Raw genomic sequence first — 19672 nt, 5'->3', positions numbered from 1 at the left:
TCAGGGCGCCGACGGCCGCGGCTCGCCTTCCTCACCTGCGAAAACGCGGAGCTGCAGGGCCAGCGTGGAGTAGTAGCCCACCAGGGTCGTCAGCTCGAACAGGCCGCGCTCGCCGATCGCCGACACGGCCGCGCCGTACTCGTCGTCGCCCAGGTTGCCGCAGCGCAGCAGGGCGGCCGTGGTCCGCAGCGCGACGGTCTCGTCGGGATCGGTGAGGGCCGGCAGCGCACCGGAGCGCAGGGAGCCGAGTTCCTCCTCGGTCAGACCGCAGGCACGCCCCACGGCCTCGTGCGCCTCTCGTTCGAATGCGCTGCCCCAGTGTGCGGCGACGAGGAGCACGGCCATCTCCCGGACGCGGTCGCTGAGAGAGGACCGATAGCGCACCGCCGCACCCACGCTCTGTAGCGCGGCTCCGACCGGAGGGCTGAGAAGCATCGCGTTGAACGGTCCGCGAAGCCGTCCTTCGCTGTCGGTGAGGGCGAAGAGCTGGGGACCGGTGGCGCGCGGGCCTCCGGAGATGGCCTGGTGGACCGCGGCTTGTTCCTCGGTCAGATCGCCGGGGAGGAAACCTGCAAGGCGCGCGACCATCGTCGCTCCCTTCGTTCGACGACGGGGAACTATAGCCCGCTGCGTCCCGCGCGCCTCACGCAGCGATTCCGTCAGCCCTCGCGGCGCAGGGCGGCCGGCGTCGTGCCGAGATGGGCGCGGATCACTCGGGTCAGGTGCTCCTGGTGGGAGAAGCCGCATGCCGCCGCCACCTGCGCGATGGGCAGGGAGCCCGCGCGCAGCAGGCGGGCGGCCTGCTCCACGCGCAGGCGCACGAGGTACCGGTGGGGAGGGCACCCGACGCGGGCCTTGAAACGCCGGGCGAACTGGCTGACGCCGAGGCCCGCGGCCGAGGCCAGGTCCTCCAACGCCAGCGGCTCGGAGAGCCGGGCGTCGATGAGTTCCCGAACGGCCGCGAACTGCCGGTCGGTGAGCCCTGCCTGCCGCCCCGCACGTTCGTCGACCCGTTGCCGCACGCTGTGGCGACGGGCCAGCTGGGCCGCAGTCATGAGCGCGAGCTGATCCGCGTAGGTGCCGGCACTGGGCTCCCAGCGCCGTACGACACCGTCGAGGGCCAGAACCAGCTGCTCCAGGAGCGGATCCGTGGTGCCGAACTCCTCCTCCAGCCGTACCGGCCGGCCACCGTCCGCGGTCGACTGGAGGGCCGCGTCCGACAGGTAGACATGCACGGTGTTCAGGTAGCCGCCGAGTTCCACGTCCAGCTCCGTCTCTGCCGGATGCAGGAACAGACCGCCGGGCGGCACCTGCCGCGCGGCCGTCAACCCGCGGCGTCCCCTGCGGACGGTGACGGGCCCGTCCAGATGCAGGATCACCAGGTGGCTGCCGGCTCCCTGAAACGCATCCCGGTACGGCAGCTCCCGCTGCGTCGACACATACAGCCTCTCCCAGCCGAGACCCGCACTCGTGCGGACGGGACGCACCCCTGGCCGAACCAGGATTCCGTGGGTGTCACCGAGTCCCATCTCGCTCATGCGCCCTCCTTCGCGGCACAGTCTCGCTGCCTTCCGCACGGGTGGGCAAGCACGGACCATGCGGCGGCCGAGGCCGTTTCTGTGCAAGACGATGCCGAGATTGTGCAGGAACGCCGGTGCACGGCCTCGAATACTGCGAAAGACCCCTGACCCCCGCAGCACGGAGAGCAGCTTCATGAGGAGTTTTGTGCACACGGCCAGCCCGAGCCGGGTGGTCTTCGGCGCGGGAACGCTCCCGCAGGTCCGCGATGAGGCCGAACGGCTCGGCGGGTCCCGGGTCCTGCTCCTCTCCGACGGATCACCGGTGCTGCGCAAGGACACCGAGCGGCTCCGTGAAGCCCTGGGCGACCTGGTGGTGGCCGAGTTCGACGGCGCGGCCATGCACACCCCCGTCGAGGTGACCGAGCAGGCCCTGGGTCTCCTGCGCGACCGGCGGGTGGACTGCCTGGTGGCCATCGGCGGCGGCTCGACGACCGGCCTCGCGAAGGCGCTGGCGGTCCGCACGGACCTGCCCCAGATCATCGTGCCGACCACCTACGCCGGTTCCGAGGTCACCCCCGTGCTGGGCGAGACGGTGGACGGCCGCAAGGTGACCCGGTCCTCTCCCGCGATCCTGCCGGAAACGGTCGTCTACGACGTCGAGCTCACTTTCGCTCTCCCCATCGCCATGTCCGTGACCAGTGGCATCAACGCGCTGGCCCACGCCGTGGAAGCCCTCTACTCGCCGGACGCCGATCCCGTCACCGACGCCATGGCCCTGGAAGCGGTCGCCTCCATCGGCCGAGCCCTCCCCGCCCTCCACGACGATCCCTCGGACGTGACGGCACGGGCGGAGCTGCTGCAGGCGGCATGGCTGTCCGGCAGCTGCCTCGGTGCCGTCGGCATGGGACTCCACCACAAGCTCTGTCACACGCTGGGCGGCACCTTCGGCCTGCCGCACGCCGAGACCCACACCGTGATCCTCCCGCACGCCATGGCGTACAACGCCCCCGCCGCCGAACAGACGATGGAACGCGTCGCGCGCGCCCTGGGCGTGCCCGACGCCCCCACCGGCGTCTTCGACCTGATCCGCCGGGTCGGCGGACCGACGTCACTGCGGGATCTCGGCATGGCCGAGGCCGACCTGGACCGCGCGGCGGAACTGGCCACGGCGCAGCCCTATCCGAACCCGCGCGAACTGACCCGCACCGGCCTCGCCGACCTGCTGGGGGACGCCTGGCACGGCCACCGCCCGCAGGCGGCGGCCGGGTCCGTTCCCGACCTGCGCGCGCTGACCGACGAGGTCGCGGCCAGCTTCGACGGCTGCACGAACCCGCGCCTCAGGCAGCTGCTGACGGATCTCGCCCGCACCCTGCACGCCTACACGATCCGCAACGACCTGACCCCCAAGGAGTGGCAGCGGGCCATCGACTTCCTCACCGAGGCCGGCCACATCACCACCGACACGCGGCAGGAGTTCATCCTCCTCTCCGACACCCTCGGTGTGTCCAGCGTCGTCGATGCCCTCGCCAACTCCCGTACGCCCGACACCACTTCCTCCGCGATCCTCGGCCCCTTCTACGTCGCCGGGCCGCCCGCCGCCGAACACGGCAGCGACATCGCGGGAGACTTCACGGGCACGCCGATGTGGGCGGACATCACGGTGACCGACCAGGAGGGGGAACCGGTCGCCGGTGCCGTCGTGGACGTCTGGCAGTCCAACGAGGACGGCTTCTACGACGTCCAACTCCCTGATCTGGACGGTCCGGTGCTGCGCGCCCGGTTCACCACCGGCGCCGACGGGCGGTTCACGTTCTGGTCGATCCTGCCGTCCGAATACCCGATCCCGGACGACGGTCCGGTCGGCAAGATGCTCTACACCGTCGGACGCCACCCCTACCGTGCACCGCACGTGCACTTCCTGATCAGCGCCCCCGGACACCAGCCGCTGATCACCCAGCTGTTCGTCCGGGGCGGGGCCTACCTCGACGGAGCCCCGGGCCGGCGCGACGCGGTCTTCGGCGTCAAGGACGACCTGGTCACGGACTTCGTCCGGCGCACCGGCCCCACGCCCGACGGCCGGCCTGTCGACGGCGAGTGGCGCCGACTCGACTTCACCTTCCGCATCGCGCGTCTCGGGCATTGAGCGCCCCGTTCCCCTACGGATTTCCACAGAGCTTCATGGAGACAGCATGAGCACGCCTGAAAGCTACGACACCGACGTCCTCGTCATCGGCAGCGGACCCGCCGGCGGAACCGCCGCCCTGCTGCTGGCCACCTACGGTGTGCGCACCCACCTGGTCACCAAATACGGATGGCTCGCCGACACCCCGCGCGCCCACATCACCAACCAGCGCGCCATGGAGGTCTTCCGCGACCTCGGCATCGAGCAGGAGGCGCTGGACAAGGGCACGCCGAGCCATCTGATGGGCGACACCGTGTTCGCCACCTCACTCCTCGGCGACGAGATCGGCCGCATCCGCACCTGGGGCACCGGCGACGAGAGCCTGACCGAGTACGCCTCCCAGAGCCCCTGCGGGATGATCGACCTCCCGCAGACCTATCTGGAGCCCATCCTCCTGGCCAACGCCGCCAAGCGCGGCGCCGTGGTCCGGCTGAACACGGAACTCGTCGACTTCGAGCAGGACGCGGACGGCGTGACCGCGCGCCTGCGCGACCGGCCCAGCGGGAACGAGCACACTGTCCGCGCCCGCTACATGATCGGAGCCGACGGCGGTCGAAGCATCGTCGCGGAGAAGCTGGGGCTGCCCATGGAGGGGCAGATGGGCAAGGCCGGCAGCATGAACATCGTCTTCAGGGCCGACCTCACACAGTACGTCGAACACCGTCCCAGCGTCCTGTACTGGATCATGCGCCCGGGCGCCGACGTCGGCGGCATCGGCATGGGCCTGCTGCGCATGGTCCGGCCCTGGAACGAGTGGCTCATCGTCTGGGGCTACGACATCGACAACCCGCCGCCCGCGCTCACCGACGAAGCCGCGGCAGCGATCGTCCGCGACCTCGTCGGCGACGACGAACTCGACGTGCAGATCGACAGCGCCTCCCTGTGGACGGTCAACCACGCCTACGCGACACGCCTTTCCGTCGGCCGCGTCTTCTGCGCCGGAGACGCCGTCCACCGGCACCCGCCGTCCAACGGCCTCGGATCCAACACCTCCGTCCAGGACTCCTACAACCTGGCGTGGAAGCTGGCGGCCGTCCTGAAGGGACACGCCGGGCCGGAGCTGTTGGACACCTACTCCGACGAACGCGCCCCCGTCGCCCAGCAGATCGTCGAACGCGCGAACCTCTCCCGGGACCAGTTCCTTCCGCTCTTCGAGGCTCTCGGCGTCGTGGGTGGGGACGAGGAAGGCATCTCCAAGGCGCTGCACGCGGCCCGGCAGCCGGACGCCGCCGGGGCCAAGAAGCGGCGGGCCATCCGCGAGGCGATCGAGTTGAAGCACTACGAGTTCAACGCCCATGGCGTCGAACACAACCAGCGCTACACGTCGGCCGCCGTCATCCCCGACGGCACCGTCGAAACGATCTCCCGCGACGACGAACTCTTCGCACGCCCGACCTCCCGCCCCGGCGCGAAGCTGCCGCACGCCTGGCTCGTGGATGACAAGGGCGGGCGCATCTCGACGCTCGACCTGGTCGGCAGGGGCATGTTCTCCGTCGTCACCGGCCTGGCCGGAGCCCTGTGGGCCGACGCCGCCGACACCCTGGCCCGGGAACTCGGTCTCGACCTGCGCGCTGTCGTCATCGACCGCGACGCACACGACGCGTACGGCGAGTACAGCCGCCGCACGGAGATCGACGAGGAGGGTGTGCTGCTCGTCCGCCCCGACGGGTACGTGGCCTGGCGCCGGCCGGGCGGCGCCGCCGACATCACCGAGGCGACCCGTCAGCTGCGGGAGGCGCTGACCCTGGTGCTCTGCCGATCCGCATGACGTGTTGCCCCCCGCTGCATGGCCCGCTGCATGGCGCTGCTGGGCGGTGTGCTGGTCTGCCCGGCGGCATGCGCCTGTTCTTCACCGGTTCGAGGCCGCTTCTGGGGTTCCGTATACCGTCCTCGGCTGTACGACCCGCGTCCCGGCGACCCGGCCCGCTGGGACCAAGGCGGCGACAGCCCTTGACGGCGCGCCACTCGGTCGGGTGAAGACACCGCGGCGGCGGAACTCTCCCCGCCCACGATGCCCTGCTCTGGGTTGTCCCCGTCCACGAAGCCGTACGGCGTGCCGGAGGCCGTGGCCGCCGTGCGGGCCGGGCACAAGATCGTGCGTGTGACGTACAGCGAGGAATACGCCATGACAGGCAGGGTGAGCGCGGTGGCCCGGATCCTGGGCCGGTGGGCGCTGCATGCGGACCACGTCCCGGACGACCGGATCGGTGCCGGCGGACCCGCCCCGGGGACGCTTCTAGAACTCACTCGGGAAACGAGTTCAGCCGGGTGCACGACGCGCCGGGCGTCTGCCTACGAGAAGCCTGATGATGCCACCGAGCTGCACAGGTGCCTGTTCGGCACGGCGGCGTCGCGGGGCCGCGGCCGCCTCGCCGATCGCTCCCAGCGCTGCGGGCAGGAAGCGCAGAACCTGGGCGACGCCAACCGGCAGGCTGGTCGCTGGGTGGTCTGACCGTGCATGCTGACGGCTCCCGTCCTGTGAACAGGGAGGGGAGCCGTCCAGGTGTGTCCGGAGGCGTGATGCCTTCAGCGGGTCATGCGTGACGGTGCGAATGCCGGTTGCCGGTGACGAGGCGGTAGAGGGCGAGCAGGATGACGGAGCCGGCGATCGCGGCGATCCAGGTGGAGAGGTCGAAGAACCCGTCAATGGAGTCGACGCCGAAGATGACCTTGCCGAGCCAGCCGCCCAAAAGACCGCCGACGATGCCGATGAGCATGGTGATGATGATGCCGCCGGGGTCCTTGCCCGGCATCAGAGCCTTGGCGATGGCGCCGGCGAGCAGGCCGATGATGATCCACGCGATGATGCCCATGGTGCCTCTCCGCTTCGTCGTGTAAAGACTGTGTCAGCTCATCGTGTGCACCGATCGCGCCCGAACAAACGTCTTCTCCACATCGGATGCGCCGGCTCCTGATCCGGGACGAGCAGGCGCGGGAGGGGAAGGCGCGATCAGAGAGCGCGGGGTCCCGGTCCTGTCGGCCTCGCCTTCGGTCCCGGTGTGGGCGTGGAAGCAGAGACCAGGCGCGTGCGGGAGCGGGCGGCCGCCTCGCCGGTACTCCGCAGCTGCCCCAGTTCGGGCAGCATCCGGTCGCGACCGAAAGAGAGGTGCAGGTCCCCGCTCGAACCGGGCGAGACCAGGGTAGGGGCCCCAACCCCCTTCGACTCCGGCAACGCCTCAGACGCCAGCCCCCAACTGAAGCAGCACGCACTGCAGTTGTTCGCCGCATCACAGATACAGGGGATGGCCACTTGCGCGCATGTGCCGACGGACGTGCGGTACTACGCGGCGCAGCCCTTCGCGGCTCGGCAACAGCCTGGCGGCTGCTCATCCGCGCACGCCACTGCATCACGGCAACGCCGCTGCCCCTCACCGCCCTCCTGCACGACAGCGCGCGCCGGCGGCCCTGTCGTTCCAGGACCGCCAGCGCGCCACCACCGGCTGCGGATCAGCAGGCGGTCACCCACTTGTGCGAGCGGACCCTGACGTTGGCGTCGCCGTCCCGTTCACCGTTCTGGTGAAGGCAGCCGACAAGGTTGCCTGTGTAGTTGGCTCCGGAGTAGAAGGCCACCGCTGTGTACGCGCTCGACGTACCGCGGTTGATACCGGACCTGACGTTCTGGGTATCGGACCACGAGCACTGGATGGAACCGCTCCACCAATCCGGGTCCGCGTTGGACCAGTTACTGTCGGCGAGCGCGATGGGCGGTGGCGCCGGTCGCCAACAAGGCGGCCAACACCACGGTTGGGTGACTCCGGCGCCTGGCCGGGGTAGAGGGGCAGGCCCTGCGAGCGGGCGGTGATGCCCCGCTTCGTCGCCACGGTCAACGTCTGCACCGCGTACCCCGTGCAGGACCGCTGCTTGTAGACCGCTGCCATGCCATGGGCGCGGAGTGATTGTCAGTGGCTCCCCCTACGGTGTGAGCAGTGGGATCCGCTGGAAAGGCCACGGGCCCACTGTGGGGAGGGATGTGTCATGTCTGCCGGTGCCGCGGGGTCGACGACGTACCTGGAGTTGTCACAGGAGGGCGACGGTGCGCACAAGTTCTACGAAGTGACCGTCGACGGGCAGGTGGTGACTGTGCGCTACGGGCGGATCGGGGCTGGCGGACAGACCCAGACGACGACGTTCCCCACGGCTGAGAAAGCGCAGGCCGCGGCCGCGAAGAAGGTCGGCGAGAAGGTCCGCAAGGGATACTCCCCGGCCGTTCAGGGACAGCGTGCGCCGCGTGCGGTGACCCGGCGTCAGGTGGCTTCGGCACCGTCCACCGCGCGTGCCGTCGCCCCCGTGCTGTGGCGGTTCGCCACCGGCTCTTCGGCGTTCGGTATCCACGTCGACAGCGAGCGCTGCTGGGTCGGCAACCAGGCAGGGGACGTGTACACCCTGGACCACGACGGGGTCACGCTGGCGCGCTTCAGTCTGCCGGACGGCGTGAAGTGCCTGGTGGCCGACGACTTCTGGATCTACGCCGGCTGTGACGACGGCAAGGTGTACGACCTGTCCTCCAAGCTTCCTTTCGCTGCCTACGACATCGCAGCGGACGTCGACATCTTCTGGCTCGACATCCACGAGGGCGTCCTGGACGTCTCCGACCGCGAAGGCCGACTCACCGTCATCGACCACGAGGACGAGCACCAGTGGTCCCGGCGCAGCCAGGGTGAACACGCCTGGATGGTCCGAGCGGACGACCGAGCCGTCTACCACGGCCACCACCGGGGCGTCACTGCCTACGCGCCGGACGGCGGCGGGGAACTGTGGCACACGTCCACCCGGGGAGGCGTCCTCTTCGGCTGGCAGGAGGACGACGCAGTGTACGTGGGTACCGCCCACAAGGTGGTCCAGCGGCTGTCGAAGCGGACCGGTACGATCGAGGCCACGTACGCGTGCGACAGCGCGGTCTACTCATGCGCCACCTCACCCGGCGGACAGTTCGTCTTCGCGGGCGACGCGGCCTCGTCCGTCTACTGCTTCGACCAGGACGGCACACGCCTGTGGAAGCTCGGCACCGGCGGCGGTTCCGCGCTGTCGATGCAGTACCACGACGAGCGGCTGTACCTGGTGACGACGGACGGTTCGCTGGTGTGCGTGGACGCGAGCGAGACTGCCGTCTCCGCGGCGCAGCAGGGCACGGTGCCAGTGGTGCGGGACGTCAAGCTCGCCGCAGCCCTGCCGACCTACGAACCGGCCACGGCCGTGGCCGCGGTGACCACCGTCGCCCAGGCCCCGGCGGGAGCAGTCGTCGTGGAGTGCGTCAACGAGGGGGGACGCATCCGGGTGCACGTGGTGTCCGAAGGCTACGACCGGGCGCTGAACGTCCAGTTCCCGCGCGCGATACGCGAGCCTGGAGCACGCTACGTCGTGGACTCGCTGCACACCGCGGCAGGCGGCTTCTACCGGGTGCGCGGCGACATCCGACGCCTGCTGTGACCTCTCCTGCCCCGGGGACGCCCGCCCGCCACCCCCTCAGCAGGACCGCGGGGAGCCGGACCCCGTCAGCTAGTGCTCCGACCGGGACACATGGCGTCGTAGCGGCCGGCGGGAGACCGACCCCGCATCCGTGTACTGGGGCCCCTGGGTCGACCTGATCTACGGAGCCGACGGGCACCGGAGCCTCGGCCGGCCACGGAACTCTCTGAGGACCCCGCGGCCGGCAAGCTGTGCCAGGCACTCGAGCCGCTCGTGCGCGGCATCCCGCCGATCCGCTCACGCCGCGGCCCGCGCAGACGCCGGCCTGCCAAGCTGCACGCGGACAAGGGCTACGACTACGACCACCTGCGCCGCTGGCTCCGCAAGCGAGGTATCCGGCACCGCATCGCCCGCAAGGGCATCGAGTCCTCCACCCGGCTGGGCCGGCACCGCTGGACGATCGAGCGCACGATGTCCTGGCTGGGCGGCTGCCGCCGTTTGCACCGCCGGTACGAACGCAAGGCTCAGCACTTCCTGGCCTTCACCGCCATCGCCTGCAGCCTCATCTGCTACCGCAGGCTCGCCAAATGAGACGACGTCTAAGCCGGTCCCGGATTAGGTACTCCCTGCACCCGCGGGGATGGTCGGCGAAGACCAGGCGCAGTCCAGGGCCAGCCGCGACTGCCACCAACTTCCGCTTCCGTCGCTGTCAAGGCGTTGAAACACCTCGGTAGCCGCATGCACCGGGTTGTTCTCAGGGAGCAGAGTTCCCTGGTGTCTGGCACAGGCGCCTTGTGCGTTGCGGCCCTCACCTCGACCCGATGGGCAACACCCGATCAGTGGCCACGCTGAAAACGCTCAGTGCTTCCGTTGACTCGTGGAGTCAGCACGGTATCCGCGAACAGGGCCCCACCACTGCGCGGTTCGCATCCTGTCGGGGGCGGCGGACGAGCGGCGGCGAGGCCCCCACCAGTCTTGGTGGGGGCCTCGTCCAGTAGCGGCGCGGGCGGAGTTGCTGACCTTCGCGGGCTCAACGGCTCTTGTACATCGCGACCGTGAAGCTGACCTTCCTACCGTTGTGGTAGGTGGTGCTGTCCCACACCGAGATGTGAGACCTGTCCTGCATTCGCAAGTGCAGCACCTCATCAGCGTTGTTCCAGTTGTATCCGACGAACTGGAAGTTCGGCTCGGGGCTGTCTCCCATTCTCCTGTTTCCCCAGCTGCAGATATGCGACGAGTCGTTCTCGCAGACGGACCAGGCCCTGGCGTACAGGTGGCAGTCCTGTCCCTGCCATACGTCGATACGCTTCAGCCTCGCGTCGGACGAGCGCCACGTTCCGTTGAACCGGTTGGCGGAGCACGAGGCGGCTGCTTCTTTCGTCGAGGTGACGGTGAGTACCACCGAGAGGGAGAGCGTCAGGGCGGCCGTCAAGAGCGCGGCCATGATCTGGCGTAGTGGAATGCGGGCAGAAGAGACCTGTGTCATCGTGAACCTCCGATAGCGGGTCGCAGCGCGGGGCATCCCGTCGTCACACGACGCGTCGTCGCCCTCCCCCGGCTGAACGCCACCCATTCGGGCCTCATTTAGCCCTTCACCCCCTGTCTCTTTCAGAGCAGCACTCCGCAATCCTGATCGCAAGTCGGCAGGATTTTGCATTTCGCGCACGATTCAATGATGAATGCCATCCAAAGTGGATCGGTCAATGGAGTTTCTTCAGTCTTGACGCTGTAGGGTGAGGACGTCTTCGGCGATTGACGTCATGCGGTCCGGACTGCATCGGGACTTGTGACCACCTGTACATTCACTTCGTGCCGGCGGTGCTTGTGGGAGGCCACTGGGTAGGTGTGACTCACAGCCGGACCGTGCGGTCGCCGCTGGCGGTGGCAAGGAGGTTGCCGTCGGGGGAGAGCGCCACCGCACGACCGCGCCCGGTGGCCGGCGAGGGTTGCCGACGCACTCTCGGTGGGCCGGGTCCCACAAAAGTGCGGCGCCCACGGCGATCAAGGGCAGCGAGGCCGTGGCCCGGCAGTTGGACGCCGCGGCGGGTGGCTTCGCGCCGGTGACGGTCCGTCGTGGGCTGCCGGCTCGACTGCACTACCTCACGCTTACGCTTACGCAGCACGCTTGTACGGCAGCCCGAGAGACGGACAGGCGCGGACCGTACGCTGAAAGCCTGACAGGCGGGCAAGCGGCGTCCGTCGAAGAAGTATGTGAGCGTATCGAGGCCGCTTACCGGAGGATGCGTTTGCACATTGTCGCCCGCTACGTGCTCGTCAGCGACGCTGTAGGGGGCCTGGGTTCGGAGTGGGGCTCGTACGAGTAACGTCGCGATTCGTTCCCGGGTGGCAGTACTCCTTGAATTTCCCGTTTGCTGGCATCTGCTCCTGGTGTGAGCATATTTAAGGGGTTTGAGCACGTTGTGGGGGGCCAGGGCAGGGAGTACCCATGGCCGACGCACCGCACGACAGCCAGGACACAGCCCACGTGGACACCGTGGTCGTCGGCTCGGGCTTCGGCGGGGCGGTCACCGCGTACCGCCTCGCGGAGGCCGGTCAGTCGGTCGTGGTGTTGGAGAGGGGCAAGCCATACCCGCCGGGCGGCTTCCCCCGCAGCCCCGCCGACATGGCCCGCAACTTCTGGGACCCGAGCAACGGCCTGCACGGCATGTTCGACCTCTGGTCCTTCCGCGGCCTGGAAGGCGTCGTCTCCAGTGGCCTGGGCGGCGGATCCCTCATCTACGCCAACGTCCTGCTGCGCAAGGACGAACGGTGGTTCGTGCATGAGTCGCCGCTGCCCGGCGGCGGTTACGAGAACTGGCCGATCAGCCGCGCCGACCTCGACCCGCACTACGACCGGGTGGAGCGCATGCTCGGCGCCACGACGTACCCGTACCAGGACACCCCGAAGACACTCGCCCTGCACCAGGCGGCCCGTCGGCTCGGCCTGCCCGTGTTCCGGCCGCCCCTCGCCGTCTCCTTCGCGCCCCGGCCCGGTGCGCCGCCCGTGCCGGGCGCGCAGATCACCGATCCCGACTACGGCAATCTGCACGGTCTGCCCCGCAGCACCTGCCGGCTGTGCGGTGAGTGCGACGTCGGCTGCAACTACGGCGCGAAGAACACCCTGGACCACACGTACCTGTCGGCGGCCCAGCACCACGGCGCCGACGTGCGCACCCGATGCGAGGTGCGGGGCTTCGCACCCCGTCCCGGCGGTGGCTACAACGTCTCGTACGTCGTCCACGATCCCGCCCGCGAAGGCCGCCGCACCGCCACCGACCGGCTGCCCCTGCACCGCATCCGTTGCCGCCGACTGGTGCTGGCGGCCGGCACCTTCGGCTCGACCTATCTGCTGCTGCGCAACCGCGCTGCGCTGCCCGGCCTCAGCAGCGCGCTGGGCACCCGGTTCAGCGGCAACGGCGACCTGCTCGCCATGGTGCTGCGCGCCACGGCCGAAGCCGACGGGGGCCGGCCCCTGCGGCTGGACGGCAGCAGAGGACCGGTCATCACGAGTGCCGTGCGCGGCGGCGACGCACTCGACGAGGACGGCTCGGCGGGGCGCGGCTTCTACATCGAGGACGCCGGATACCCGGACTTCGTCGCGTGGCTCGCCGAGTCCACCCAGCTGCCGGGCGGCACCCGCCGCCTCCTCCGATTCGGGCTGCACCGGCTGCTGACCCGCCTCGGTGTGGATCCGGCCGGGCGCGTCGGCGGGCAGCTGGCGTTGCTGCTCGGGCCCGCCATGCTCTCCGCGACCTCCCTGCCCCTGCTGGGCATGGGGCGCGATGTGCCGGACGGCCGGATGCGGCTGCGCCGCGGCCAACTCGACGTCGACTGGACGACGCGCACCTCGCGCGCGTACTTCGAGCGGGTCCGTTCGACCATGCGGGACATCGCGGGCGCGCTGGGCGGCGACTTCCTCGACAACCCGCTGTGGTGGTGGGGCAACCGCGTGATCACCGTGCACCCGCTCGGTGGTTCCCCCATGGGCCGCCATCCGGGGGAGGGCGTGTGCGACGACCTCGGCGAGGTCTTCGGCTTCCCGGGCCTGCACGTGCTGGACGGCGCGCTGCTGCCGGGCGCGGTGGGCGCGAACCCCTCCCTGACGATCGCCGCCGTCGCGGACCGGGCCTGCGACCAGATCCTGGACGGGGAATCGGCGCCGCGCGCGGCCGCCAGGGCGTCGGCGGCACGGACGGCACCCGAGGGACCGGCGGCCGACGGGTCCGCGCCGCGCCCTCCGACCGAAGCCGCGATGCCGGGCTCCGTGATGCCGGGCTTCGCGACGTCGGGGTTCGCGACGTCGGGGTTCGCGACGTCGGGCTCCGCGATGCCGGGCTCCGCGACACCGGGCGCCCACGCCTCGCCCGCGAAAGCCGCCTCGCCCATCGGAGCCGCCTCACCCACCGACCCACCCACCAGCCTCAGCTTCACCGAGGAGATGAAGGGGCACATCGCCCTCGATGTCGACGCCCCCGAGCAGGGGCACGCGCTCGGACGTTCGCTCGGGCAGCGGCTGAGCTTCCGGCTCACCATCACCGCCGCCGACGTCGAGCGCTTCGTCGCCGAGCCGACCCACGCGGCGGACGCCGTCGGCCACGTCGACTGCGACGTCCTCGGTGGGCGCCTGGAGGTGGAGCGCGGATGGTTCAACCTCTTCGTCCAGGACGGCGAGGCGAGCCGACGGCGCATGCGGTACCTGCTCCACCTGCGCACCCAGGAGGGCACCCCGCTCACCCTCACCGGGCACAAGGACGTCCACGACGACCCCGGCGCCGACGTCTGGCCCGACACCTCTACCCTCTACGTCCGCCTGCTCGCCGGGCACACCCACCCCGACCACGACACCACCGCGCCCGCCATCGGTGCCGGGATCGTCATCATCCGGCTCGGTGACTTCGTCCAGCAGCTGACCACGTTCCGCACCACCGGCCCGCATCCGGCGCGGGCGATGGAGCTCTTCGGCAAACTGTTCCTGGGCGAATTGTGGGCCGTCTACGGCCGGAGCCTGGCGCGCGTCGTACCTGCGAAAGACAGGCCATGAACCTCAAGCAGCTGCGCGCGCACGCCAAGGAACTCGATTTCACCCCGTGCGAGCCGGTGCGCTGGCTGGACCCGGCCTGCCTCGTGCGGACCGGCGTCAAGGTCGCACTGGCAGACGTATTCGCCGCGTACGCCGACAAGCGGGAGATCCAGGGCACGCTCAGGGCCGCGCCCCTGCGGGCCCCGCTCGAGGACCCCGATCCGCGCGAGCTGTGGATCGACTACGTCGCCGACCTCGGTGACGGCTTCGAGCCCACGGCGTCGGTGGCCTCGGCTCTCGCCGCCGACGAGCTCACCGTCCACCGCGAGCGGCTGCCGCGCGGCTCACTGCTCGTGCTCGGCGGGGACCAGGTCTACCCGGTGGCCTCGGCGGCCGCCTACCGCGACGGCATGACCGGCCCCTACGCCTCCGCCCTGCCGTCCACCGACGGCGTCCCGCCGCTGATGCTGGCCCTGCCGGGCAACCACGACTGGTACGACGGCCTCACCGCGTTCCTGCGGACCTTCGCCCTCCAACAGCCCGTCGGCGGCTGGCGGACCCGGCAGACCCGCAGCTACTTCGCCGTACGGCTGCCCTGCAAGTGGTGGCTGGTCGGCCTCGACAGCCAGCTCGGGGCGTATCTGGACGACCCCCAGATCCGCTACTTCCAGAACCATCTGTCGGCCCGGCTGCAACCGGGCGACGGGGTGATCGTCTGCTGCGCCGAACCCACCTGGGTCAAGGCTGTCGACGACGCCGACGCCTTCGACACGCTGCACTGGTTCGACCGCACCGTGGTCCGTACCCGCACCGACCAGCGCACTGGCGAGCAGGTGCCCACCGGCGCCTCGATCCGGCTGTGGCTGACCGGCGACAAGCACCACTACGCCCGCTACGCCGAACGCCTGCCCACGGATCCGCCCGAGTGCGCCTACCCGCCGCCCGACCCCCGGCGCCGGCAGATGGTGACGTGTGGACTCGGCGGCGCCTTCCTGTCGTCGACCCACACCCTGCCCCGCGCCCTGTCGCTGCCGCCCTCGGGGACCCGGCTGTGGGAGAAGGACGACCCCCCGGTGACCTTCACGCGCGCCGAGGAGAGCACCTACCCCCGGGTGCCGGACTCCCGCCGGCTCGCCCGCCGGATCGCGACGCCGTGGTCCCCGTACTGGCTGGCCCGGCGCAACCCCGGCTTCTGCCGGCTCACCGCGGCCCTGCACACCGCCGCCTTCGTCGTTCTCGGCTTCCTGTTCGCGGTGGCGCAGGAAAGGTTGCAGCCCGTCGACGCGGTACGGCAGGGGAGCGCCGCGGACCTGGGCCTGTTCACCGCGGTGACCGGCGGGGTCCTGGTGGTGCTGTGGGGTCTCCTGCGCCGGACCTGGCGCCCACGCCCGGCCAGACCCCGGGCAGCCGACGCCGTACTCCTTCAGGCCGTGGTGGCGCTGGGTGTCCTCGCCGTCACCGTCGCGCTGCCGTTTCCCGCCGACTGGCCCGGCTGGGGGGTGCTGCTGGTCTGTCTCGCGGTCGCCGCGGTGCTGGGCGCGGTGGCCGGCTCGCAGGCCTTCGCCCTGTGGGTGCTGTCGGCACGCGGCGGCGCCGTCGCCGACTGGCAGATGTCCGGGCAGGCCGTCGAGGACCACAAGGGCTTCCTGCGTCTGCACATCGAGCCGAACGGCGACCTCACCCTGCACGCCCTGGTGCTCGACGGGATCTGCCATCGGTGGAACCTGACCGACGCGCCGGGCGGCCGCAAACGTGCGGTGCCCGCCGAGCCCCTCACCGTACGGCTGGTCGAGGACCCCGTCGTGATCGCCCGGGAGGCGAAACGCCATGACCTCACGCCCCGAACCGAATCCGCGAGGCCACGGGAGTCCTGGGCCCCGGACCCGGACCGGCTCCGTCCGGCGCACGCCCACGCGCCCCACGACCCGCCGTGACCACATCACCGAGGTGCGGCCCTTCGCCGCCCGCGACGGCCGGCCGCTGACCGTCGTCCATGTGCAGGGCCGGCATCCGCCGACCCGTGGTCCGGTCCTGGTCGTGCACGGCGCGGGCGTACGGGCCGAACTCTTCCGGCCGCCGCTGCCCCGAACCTTCGTCGACGTCCTCATCGACGCCGGCTGGGACGTGTGGCTGCTCAACTGGCGGGCCTCCATCGACCTGGACCCGATGCCCTGGACCCTCGACCAGGCCGCCGCCCACGACCATCCGGCCGCTGTCGACCACGTCCTCGCCGCCACCGGGGCGGACCGGCTCAAGGCGGTCGTGCACTGCCAGGGCTCGACGTCGTTCGTGATGGCCGCCGTGGCCGGGCTGCTGCCCCAGGTGGACACCGTGGTCAGCAACGCCGTCTCGCTGCATCCCGTCGTGCCCGCCGTGTCCCGGTTCAAGATCGGCAAGGTGGCGCCGGTCGTCGGCCGTGTCCTGCCGCACGTCTCACCGGCCTGGGGCGACCGGCCCGAGGGCTTCGCGGCCCGCTGCGTCGCCGGCTTCGTCCGCGCCACCCACCGGGAGTGCCGCAACGGCGTCTGCCGCATGGTCAGCTTCACTTATGGGTCCGGACGGCCGGCCCTGTGGTCCCACGCGAACCTCGACGAGCCCACCCACGACTGGATCCGCGGCGAGTTCGCCGAGGTCCCCATGACCTTCTTCGCGCAGATGGACGCGTGTGTGCGGGCCGGCCATCTCGTGGCCACCGGCGAGGTCGAGGGTCTGCCACTGTCCTTCACCGACCGGGCACCGCAGACCGACGCCCGCTTCGCGCTGTTCGCGGGCGAGGACAACCGCTGCTTCCTCGCCGAGAGTCAGCGCCGCACCTTCGACTTCCTGCACCGCCACCGCCCAGGCCGCGACAGCATGCACATCCTGCCCGGATACGGCCACCTGGACGTCTTCCTGGGCCGCCGCGCGGCGGCCGACACCTATCCGCTGATCCTGGAGGAGTTGGCGCGATGAATCCCGCACTGGGCCTGGCTCGGATGGTCATGTCGGCGACCCGGTCACCGGTCCCGTGCCGGCAGCGACGACTTGCCGGACGGCACGCTCTCGTCGACGGCATCCCGTTCGTGCTGCCGGTGGATTCCGCCGACACGCCCGCGCTGATGGCCGCGTTCCCCGTCGACCGCGCGGCGGCTGCCCGGCTGCTGCCCGGCGGCGAACTGCACCCGCTCGCGATCCCCGGCGGCCGCGGTCTGCTCGTCGTCACCGTCGTCGACTACGCCCGCACCGACATCGGCCGCTACATCGAGTTCTCCGTGGCCATCGCCTGCACCCACGGCCCCAGGCCCGCGCCGCCGCTGCTGCCTGGGCTGCTGCGCGGCACCTTCGGCACCGGCCAGTACGTCGTGGACCTTCCGGTGAGCAGCGAGATCTCGGTCAAGGGCGGCAAGGGCATCTGGGGCATGCCGAAACACCGGGCCAGCCTCGACTTCAAGGTGGGCGACCGGGCCGTCTCGAGCCAGTACGAGGACGACGGCCGGCTGGGCATGCTCATCGAGATCGAACGCCCGCCCGAGACGCGGCTACCGCTGCGGGTGGCCGCGGTCAACTACTGCGCTTTCCGGGGCATGCTGATGAAATCGTCCATCTACTTCGAGGGCGCCGCCGACATCGCCCTGGGCAGGCGGGCCCACGCCCGCCTCGTCCTCGGCGACGCCCCGGGGGTCGCCGCACTGCGCGGCCTCGGGATCGCCGAACAGCCCCTGTTCACCTGCTTCCTGCCGTCGACCCGGGGCATCCTCGACGACCACTTCGAATGCTGGTTCCTCACGAGTGAGGAGGCCGGGCGGACGTTCGGCGAACCACTCCAGAGCATCGTCGATCTGGGCCTGTCGGAGGAGTGGCCCGCACCACCGCGGATCGACGTGGGGGCCCGGCCGTAGATCCAGTCGACGCGATACGCGATGGCCGTCGATGCTCAACCAGCCGCCACCGTCCACCCACGGCCCCCAGCCACCCGGCTCGGCGACCTCCACCGGCCCGCCGGTCAGCTCGGCCGCCGGCAGCCGCAGTACGTACCCCCGGCTCGGCTACCTCACAGACACACACCGACAACGCCGCTGACCCTCCACCAGCCCATCCGCGACCTCCACCAAGCCATCGACGGGCCACAGTCTCCAGAGGCAGATCAGCGGCGTGACCGGTTCCCCAGGGACTCGCAGCCGCCGGCGTGCACTCGCGTGAGTGAAGCGCAATGGAACAAGGAGCTGACATGTCGACGCCACTTCATCCGACCTCCCCGGGCCCGCCCCGCCGAAGGCTTCGTCCCCTCCCAACTTGACTGTAAACAGAGAGAGTTGGGGTCATTCCGTGGGTTGCCCCGATGATGTCGGAGAGGTGCCCGGACCGGTTCGCCTGGAGCTGCCGGTTGCTGGCTCTCGGCCGCCGACCGGGGGCAGTTGACATCGAAGATGTGCCCGTACACCCGCCTGGCGGGGCGCCATCAGCCGCGTCGCTGCCATCACGTGCTGCCGGGCGCCCGCATTCTCAAGTGTTCTCTTCGCTGAGGCGGTCGACTGCCCACGGCATGAGATCCTTGGCCAGCGCAAGGCTGAACGGCCGGACCAGCGAACGGAGTTCGGCGCAGGCGGCAGGACCGATCGTGAGGTAAGGGAGGGCGGCCAGCCTGTCGGTGGTGTGCTCGACCTCCGCCCTGCGTCGCATACCGTCCTCGGTCAAGGCCAGGTGGGGGCCGTCGTCGAGCCATCCGCGCTCACGCAGGTCCCGCACGGCCTGTTCCCACTGCTCCGGCGTCCATGCCCGCGAGTCACGCAGCACCCTTGCGTCGATGTCGCCTGTGGCGGCGTGCGCGACGAGAGCCTCGAGCCCGCTCAGCCCGGCAGTCAGCAGTGCCGCCACATGTCCGTCGCCACGGAACTCCCGCAGCAGAGTCTGCGCGTGCCAGAGCACGAGGTGGGGTGCACTCGGCCACGGCAGTGCGGCGTGCGCGGCGAAGAGGGGGCGGCCTTGTGGATGGCGCACGGTCACTTCAGCCGCGGTACGGGCCAATTCCGCCGCGCGGGCCATGGCCGGTGAGGAGACGTCCGTGCCGAGGACGCGGCGGAGCGTGGCGTCGATCCCGGTGAGCCGGGCGGCTGCGAACCGCTGCGGCGTGGCGGCTTCCCATGCCGCGGGTATGGCTTGGCGTACCAGTTGGGGATTGAAGTTGTAGAACGTGGCGATGACCAGATCCGCCGGAGCGGCGCCGAGCGCGGCGGAGCGGGACGCGAAGTACCCCGTCCTGGCGTCCACGCCCAACTCGGCGTACTGCCCTGCGGCTTCGGGTGAGAAGTAGACAGCCCCGTGGTAAGGCTCGAGAGTTCTCCAGGTCTGGCGTGCGAGGGCCAGGCTGTCGCGGTCCGCGTTCTGCGTCATGAGGGACTCTCTGTCCTGTGGGGGGATGAAACGTTGCGGTTCATCAAGCACGCGAGGGTACGCGGGAAACGCCCAGTCGTACCATCTGGTCGGTACGTTAGCGGAGGGCGGCTCCGGCGACTACTGCCCTGCAACCCGTTGGCCGGTGCCCGGCGACGCGCCGGGCCCGTTCGA

The 19672-nt window shown here is 70.5% G+C and carries 13 protein-coding genes and 1 pseudogene; 9 read left to right on the top strand and 5 right to left on the bottom strand.

Annotation, left to right across the window (positions count from 1 at the left end; genetic code table 11):
• Together M8J73_RS21500 and M8J73_RS21495 are read right to left on the bottom strand one after the other, a co-directional pair.
• Positions 1-588 carry a carboxymuconolactone decarboxylase family protein gene (locus M8J73_RS21500; RefSeq protein WP_055539043.1) on the bottom strand — a complete coding sequence of 196 codons (588 nt, stop codon included), beginning with the start codon at positions 586-588 and terminating at the stop codon, positions 1-3.
• Between the two features lie 71 nt (positions 589-659).
• A complete protein-coding gene (locus M8J73_RS21495) occupies positions 660-1538 on the bottom strand; it encodes a helix-turn-helix domain-containing protein (RefSeq protein ID WP_055539042.1) in 879 nt (292 codons plus the stop codon).
• Positions 1539-1713: 175 nt separating this feature from the next.
• Here M8J73_RS21495 and M8J73_RS21490 point away from each other — a divergent pair, with 175 nt between their 5' ends.
• The 3 genes from M8J73_RS21490 to M8J73_RS21480 all read left to right on the top strand — a co-directional run bounded on the left by M8J73_RS21490 (position 1714) and on the right by M8J73_RS21480 (position 6154).
• Positions 1714-3663, top strand: coding sequence for a maleylacetate reductase and hydroxyquinol 1,2-dioxygenase domain-containing protein (locus tag M8J73_RS21490; RefSeq protein ID WP_055539041.1), 1950 nt, complete (start codon positions 1714-1716; stop codon positions 3661-3663).
• Positions 3664-3709: 46 nt separating this feature from the next.
• A complete protein-coding gene (locus tag M8J73_RS21485; protein ID WP_249828950.1) occupies positions 3710-5470 on the top strand; it encodes an FAD-dependent oxidoreductase in 1761 nt (586 codons plus the stop codon).
• Between the two features lie 285 nt (positions 5471-5755).
• Positions 5756-6154, top strand: coding sequence for a hypothetical protein (locus M8J73_RS21480; RefSeq protein WP_157873035.1), 399 nt, complete (start codon positions 5756-5758; stop codon positions 6152-6154).
• A gap of 82 nt (positions 6155-6236) precedes the next feature.
• Here M8J73_RS21480 and M8J73_RS21475 read toward each other — a convergent pair whose 3' ends face one another.
• Entirely contained in the window at positions 6237-6515 is a 279-nt protein-coding gene (locus tag M8J73_RS21475) for a GlsB/YeaQ/YmgE family stress response membrane protein (RefSeq protein WP_033532118.1), read from the bottom strand.
• Positions 6516-7677: 1162 nt separating this feature from the next.
• Between M8J73_RS21475 and M8J73_RS21465 the strand changes: the two genes are divergently transcribed.
• Together M8J73_RS21465 and M8J73_RS21460 are read left to right on the top strand one after the other, a co-directional pair.
• Positions 7678-9129: a WGR domain-containing protein gene (locus M8J73_RS21465; RefSeq protein WP_055536879.1), complete on the top strand. Its 1452-nt coding sequence runs from the start codon at positions 7678-7680 to the stop codon at positions 9127-9129.
• Between the two features lie 234 nt (positions 9130-9363).
• Positions 9364-9699 (top strand): annotated as a pseudogene (locus M8J73_RS21460) (transposase); the annotation flags it as partial.
• A 439-nt stretch (positions 9700-10138) separates the two neighbouring features.
• Here the strand turns inward: M8J73_RS21460 and M8J73_RS21455 are convergent.
• Entirely contained in the window at positions 10139-10774 is a 636-nt protein-coding gene (locus tag M8J73_RS21455) for a hypothetical protein (protein ID WP_157873034.1), read from the bottom strand.
• A 780-nt stretch (positions 10775-11554) separates the two neighbouring features.
• On the opposite strand from M8J73_RS21455, the gene M8J73_RS21450 reads away from it, so the two are divergent.
• Genes M8J73_RS21450 through M8J73_RS21435 form a run of 4 tightly spaced genes read left to right on the top strand, consistent with a single transcriptional unit; the run spans position 11555 to position 18006 of the window.
• The gene (locus M8J73_RS21450; RefSeq protein ID WP_249828949.1) at positions 11555-14149 is read left to right on the top strand and encodes a GMC oxidoreductase; all 2595 of its coding nucleotides are present in this window, start codon (positions 11555-11557) and stop codon (positions 14147-14149) included.
• On the top strand, positions 14146-16062 hold the full coding sequence (locus M8J73_RS21445) for a hypothetical protein (protein WP_055541367.1): 1917 nt from the start codon (positions 14146-14148) through the stop codon (positions 16060-16062). Before M8J73_RS21450 ends, M8J73_RS21445 begins: the two co-directional genes overlap by 4 nt.
• A 13-nt stretch (positions 16063-16075) precedes the next feature.
• Entirely contained in the window at positions 16076-17080 is a 1005-nt protein-coding gene (locus M8J73_RS21440; RefSeq protein ID WP_206187976.1) for an esterase/lipase family protein, read from the top strand.
• Positions 17077-18006, top strand: coding sequence for an acetoacetate decarboxylase family protein (locus tag M8J73_RS21435; protein WP_079055107.1), 930 nt, complete (start codon positions 17077-17079; stop codon positions 18004-18006). Before M8J73_RS21440 ends, M8J73_RS21435 begins: the two co-directional genes overlap by 4 nt.
• A gap of 604 nt (positions 18007-18610) precedes the next feature.
• Here M8J73_RS21435 and M8J73_RS21425 read toward each other — a convergent pair.
• On the bottom strand, positions 18611-19498 hold the full coding sequence (locus M8J73_RS21425; RefSeq protein ID WP_055541368.1) for an SCO6745 family protein: 888 nt from the start codon (positions 19496-19498) through the stop codon (positions 18611-18613).
• Positions 19499-19672: the final 174 nt, after the last annotated feature.

This window comes from Streptomyces neyagawaensis, from assembly GCF_023516595.1.
GTDB lineage: Bacteria > Actinomycetota > Actinomycetes > Streptomycetales > Streptomycetaceae > Streptomyces > Streptomyces neyagawaensis.
Note: the sequence above shows the minus strand (reverse complement) of the source record. Positions and strands in the feature narration are given on the sequence as shown.

Excerpts from the sequence above, each read along its gene's own strand:
- M8J73_RS21500 (WP_055539043.1), bottom strand. The coding sequence starts at position 588 with ATGGTCGCGCGCCTTGCAGGTTTCCTCCCCGGCGATCTGACCGAGGAA.
- M8J73_RS21495 (WP_055539042.1), bottom strand. The coding sequence starts at position 1,538 with ATGAGCGAGATGGGACTCGGTGACACCCACGGAATCCTGGTTCGGCCA.
- M8J73_RS21490 (WP_055539041.1), top strand. The coding sequence starts at position 1,714 with ATGAGGAGTTTTGTGCACACGGCCAGCCCGAGCCGGGTGGTCTTCGGC.
- M8J73_RS21485 (WP_249828950.1), top strand. The coding sequence starts at position 3,710 with ATGAGCACGCCTGAAAGCTACGACACCGACGTCCTCGTCATCGGCAGC.
- M8J73_RS21475 (WP_033532118.1), bottom strand. The coding sequence starts at position 6,515 with ATGGGCATCATCGCGTGGATCATCATCGGCCTGCTCGCCGGCGCCATC.
- M8J73_RS21465 (WP_055536879.1), top strand. The coding sequence starts at position 7,678 with ATGTCTGCCGGTGCCGCGGGGTCGACGACGTACCTGGAGTTGTCACAG.
- M8J73_RS21450 (WP_249828949.1), top strand. The coding sequence starts at position 11,555 with ATGGCCGACGCACCGCACGACAGCCAGGACACAGCCCACGTGGACACC.
- M8J73_RS21445 (WP_055541367.1), top strand. The coding sequence starts at position 14,146 with ATGAACCTCAAGCAGCTGCGCGCGCACGCCAAGGAACTCGATTTCACC.
- M8J73_RS21435 (WP_079055107.1), top strand. The coding sequence starts at position 17,077 with ATGAATCCCGCACTGGGCCTGGCTCGGATGGTCATGTCGGCGACCCGG.
- M8J73_RS21425 (WP_055541368.1), bottom strand. The coding sequence starts at position 19,498 with ATGACGCAGAACGCGGACCGCGACAGCCTGGCCCTCGCACGCCAGACC.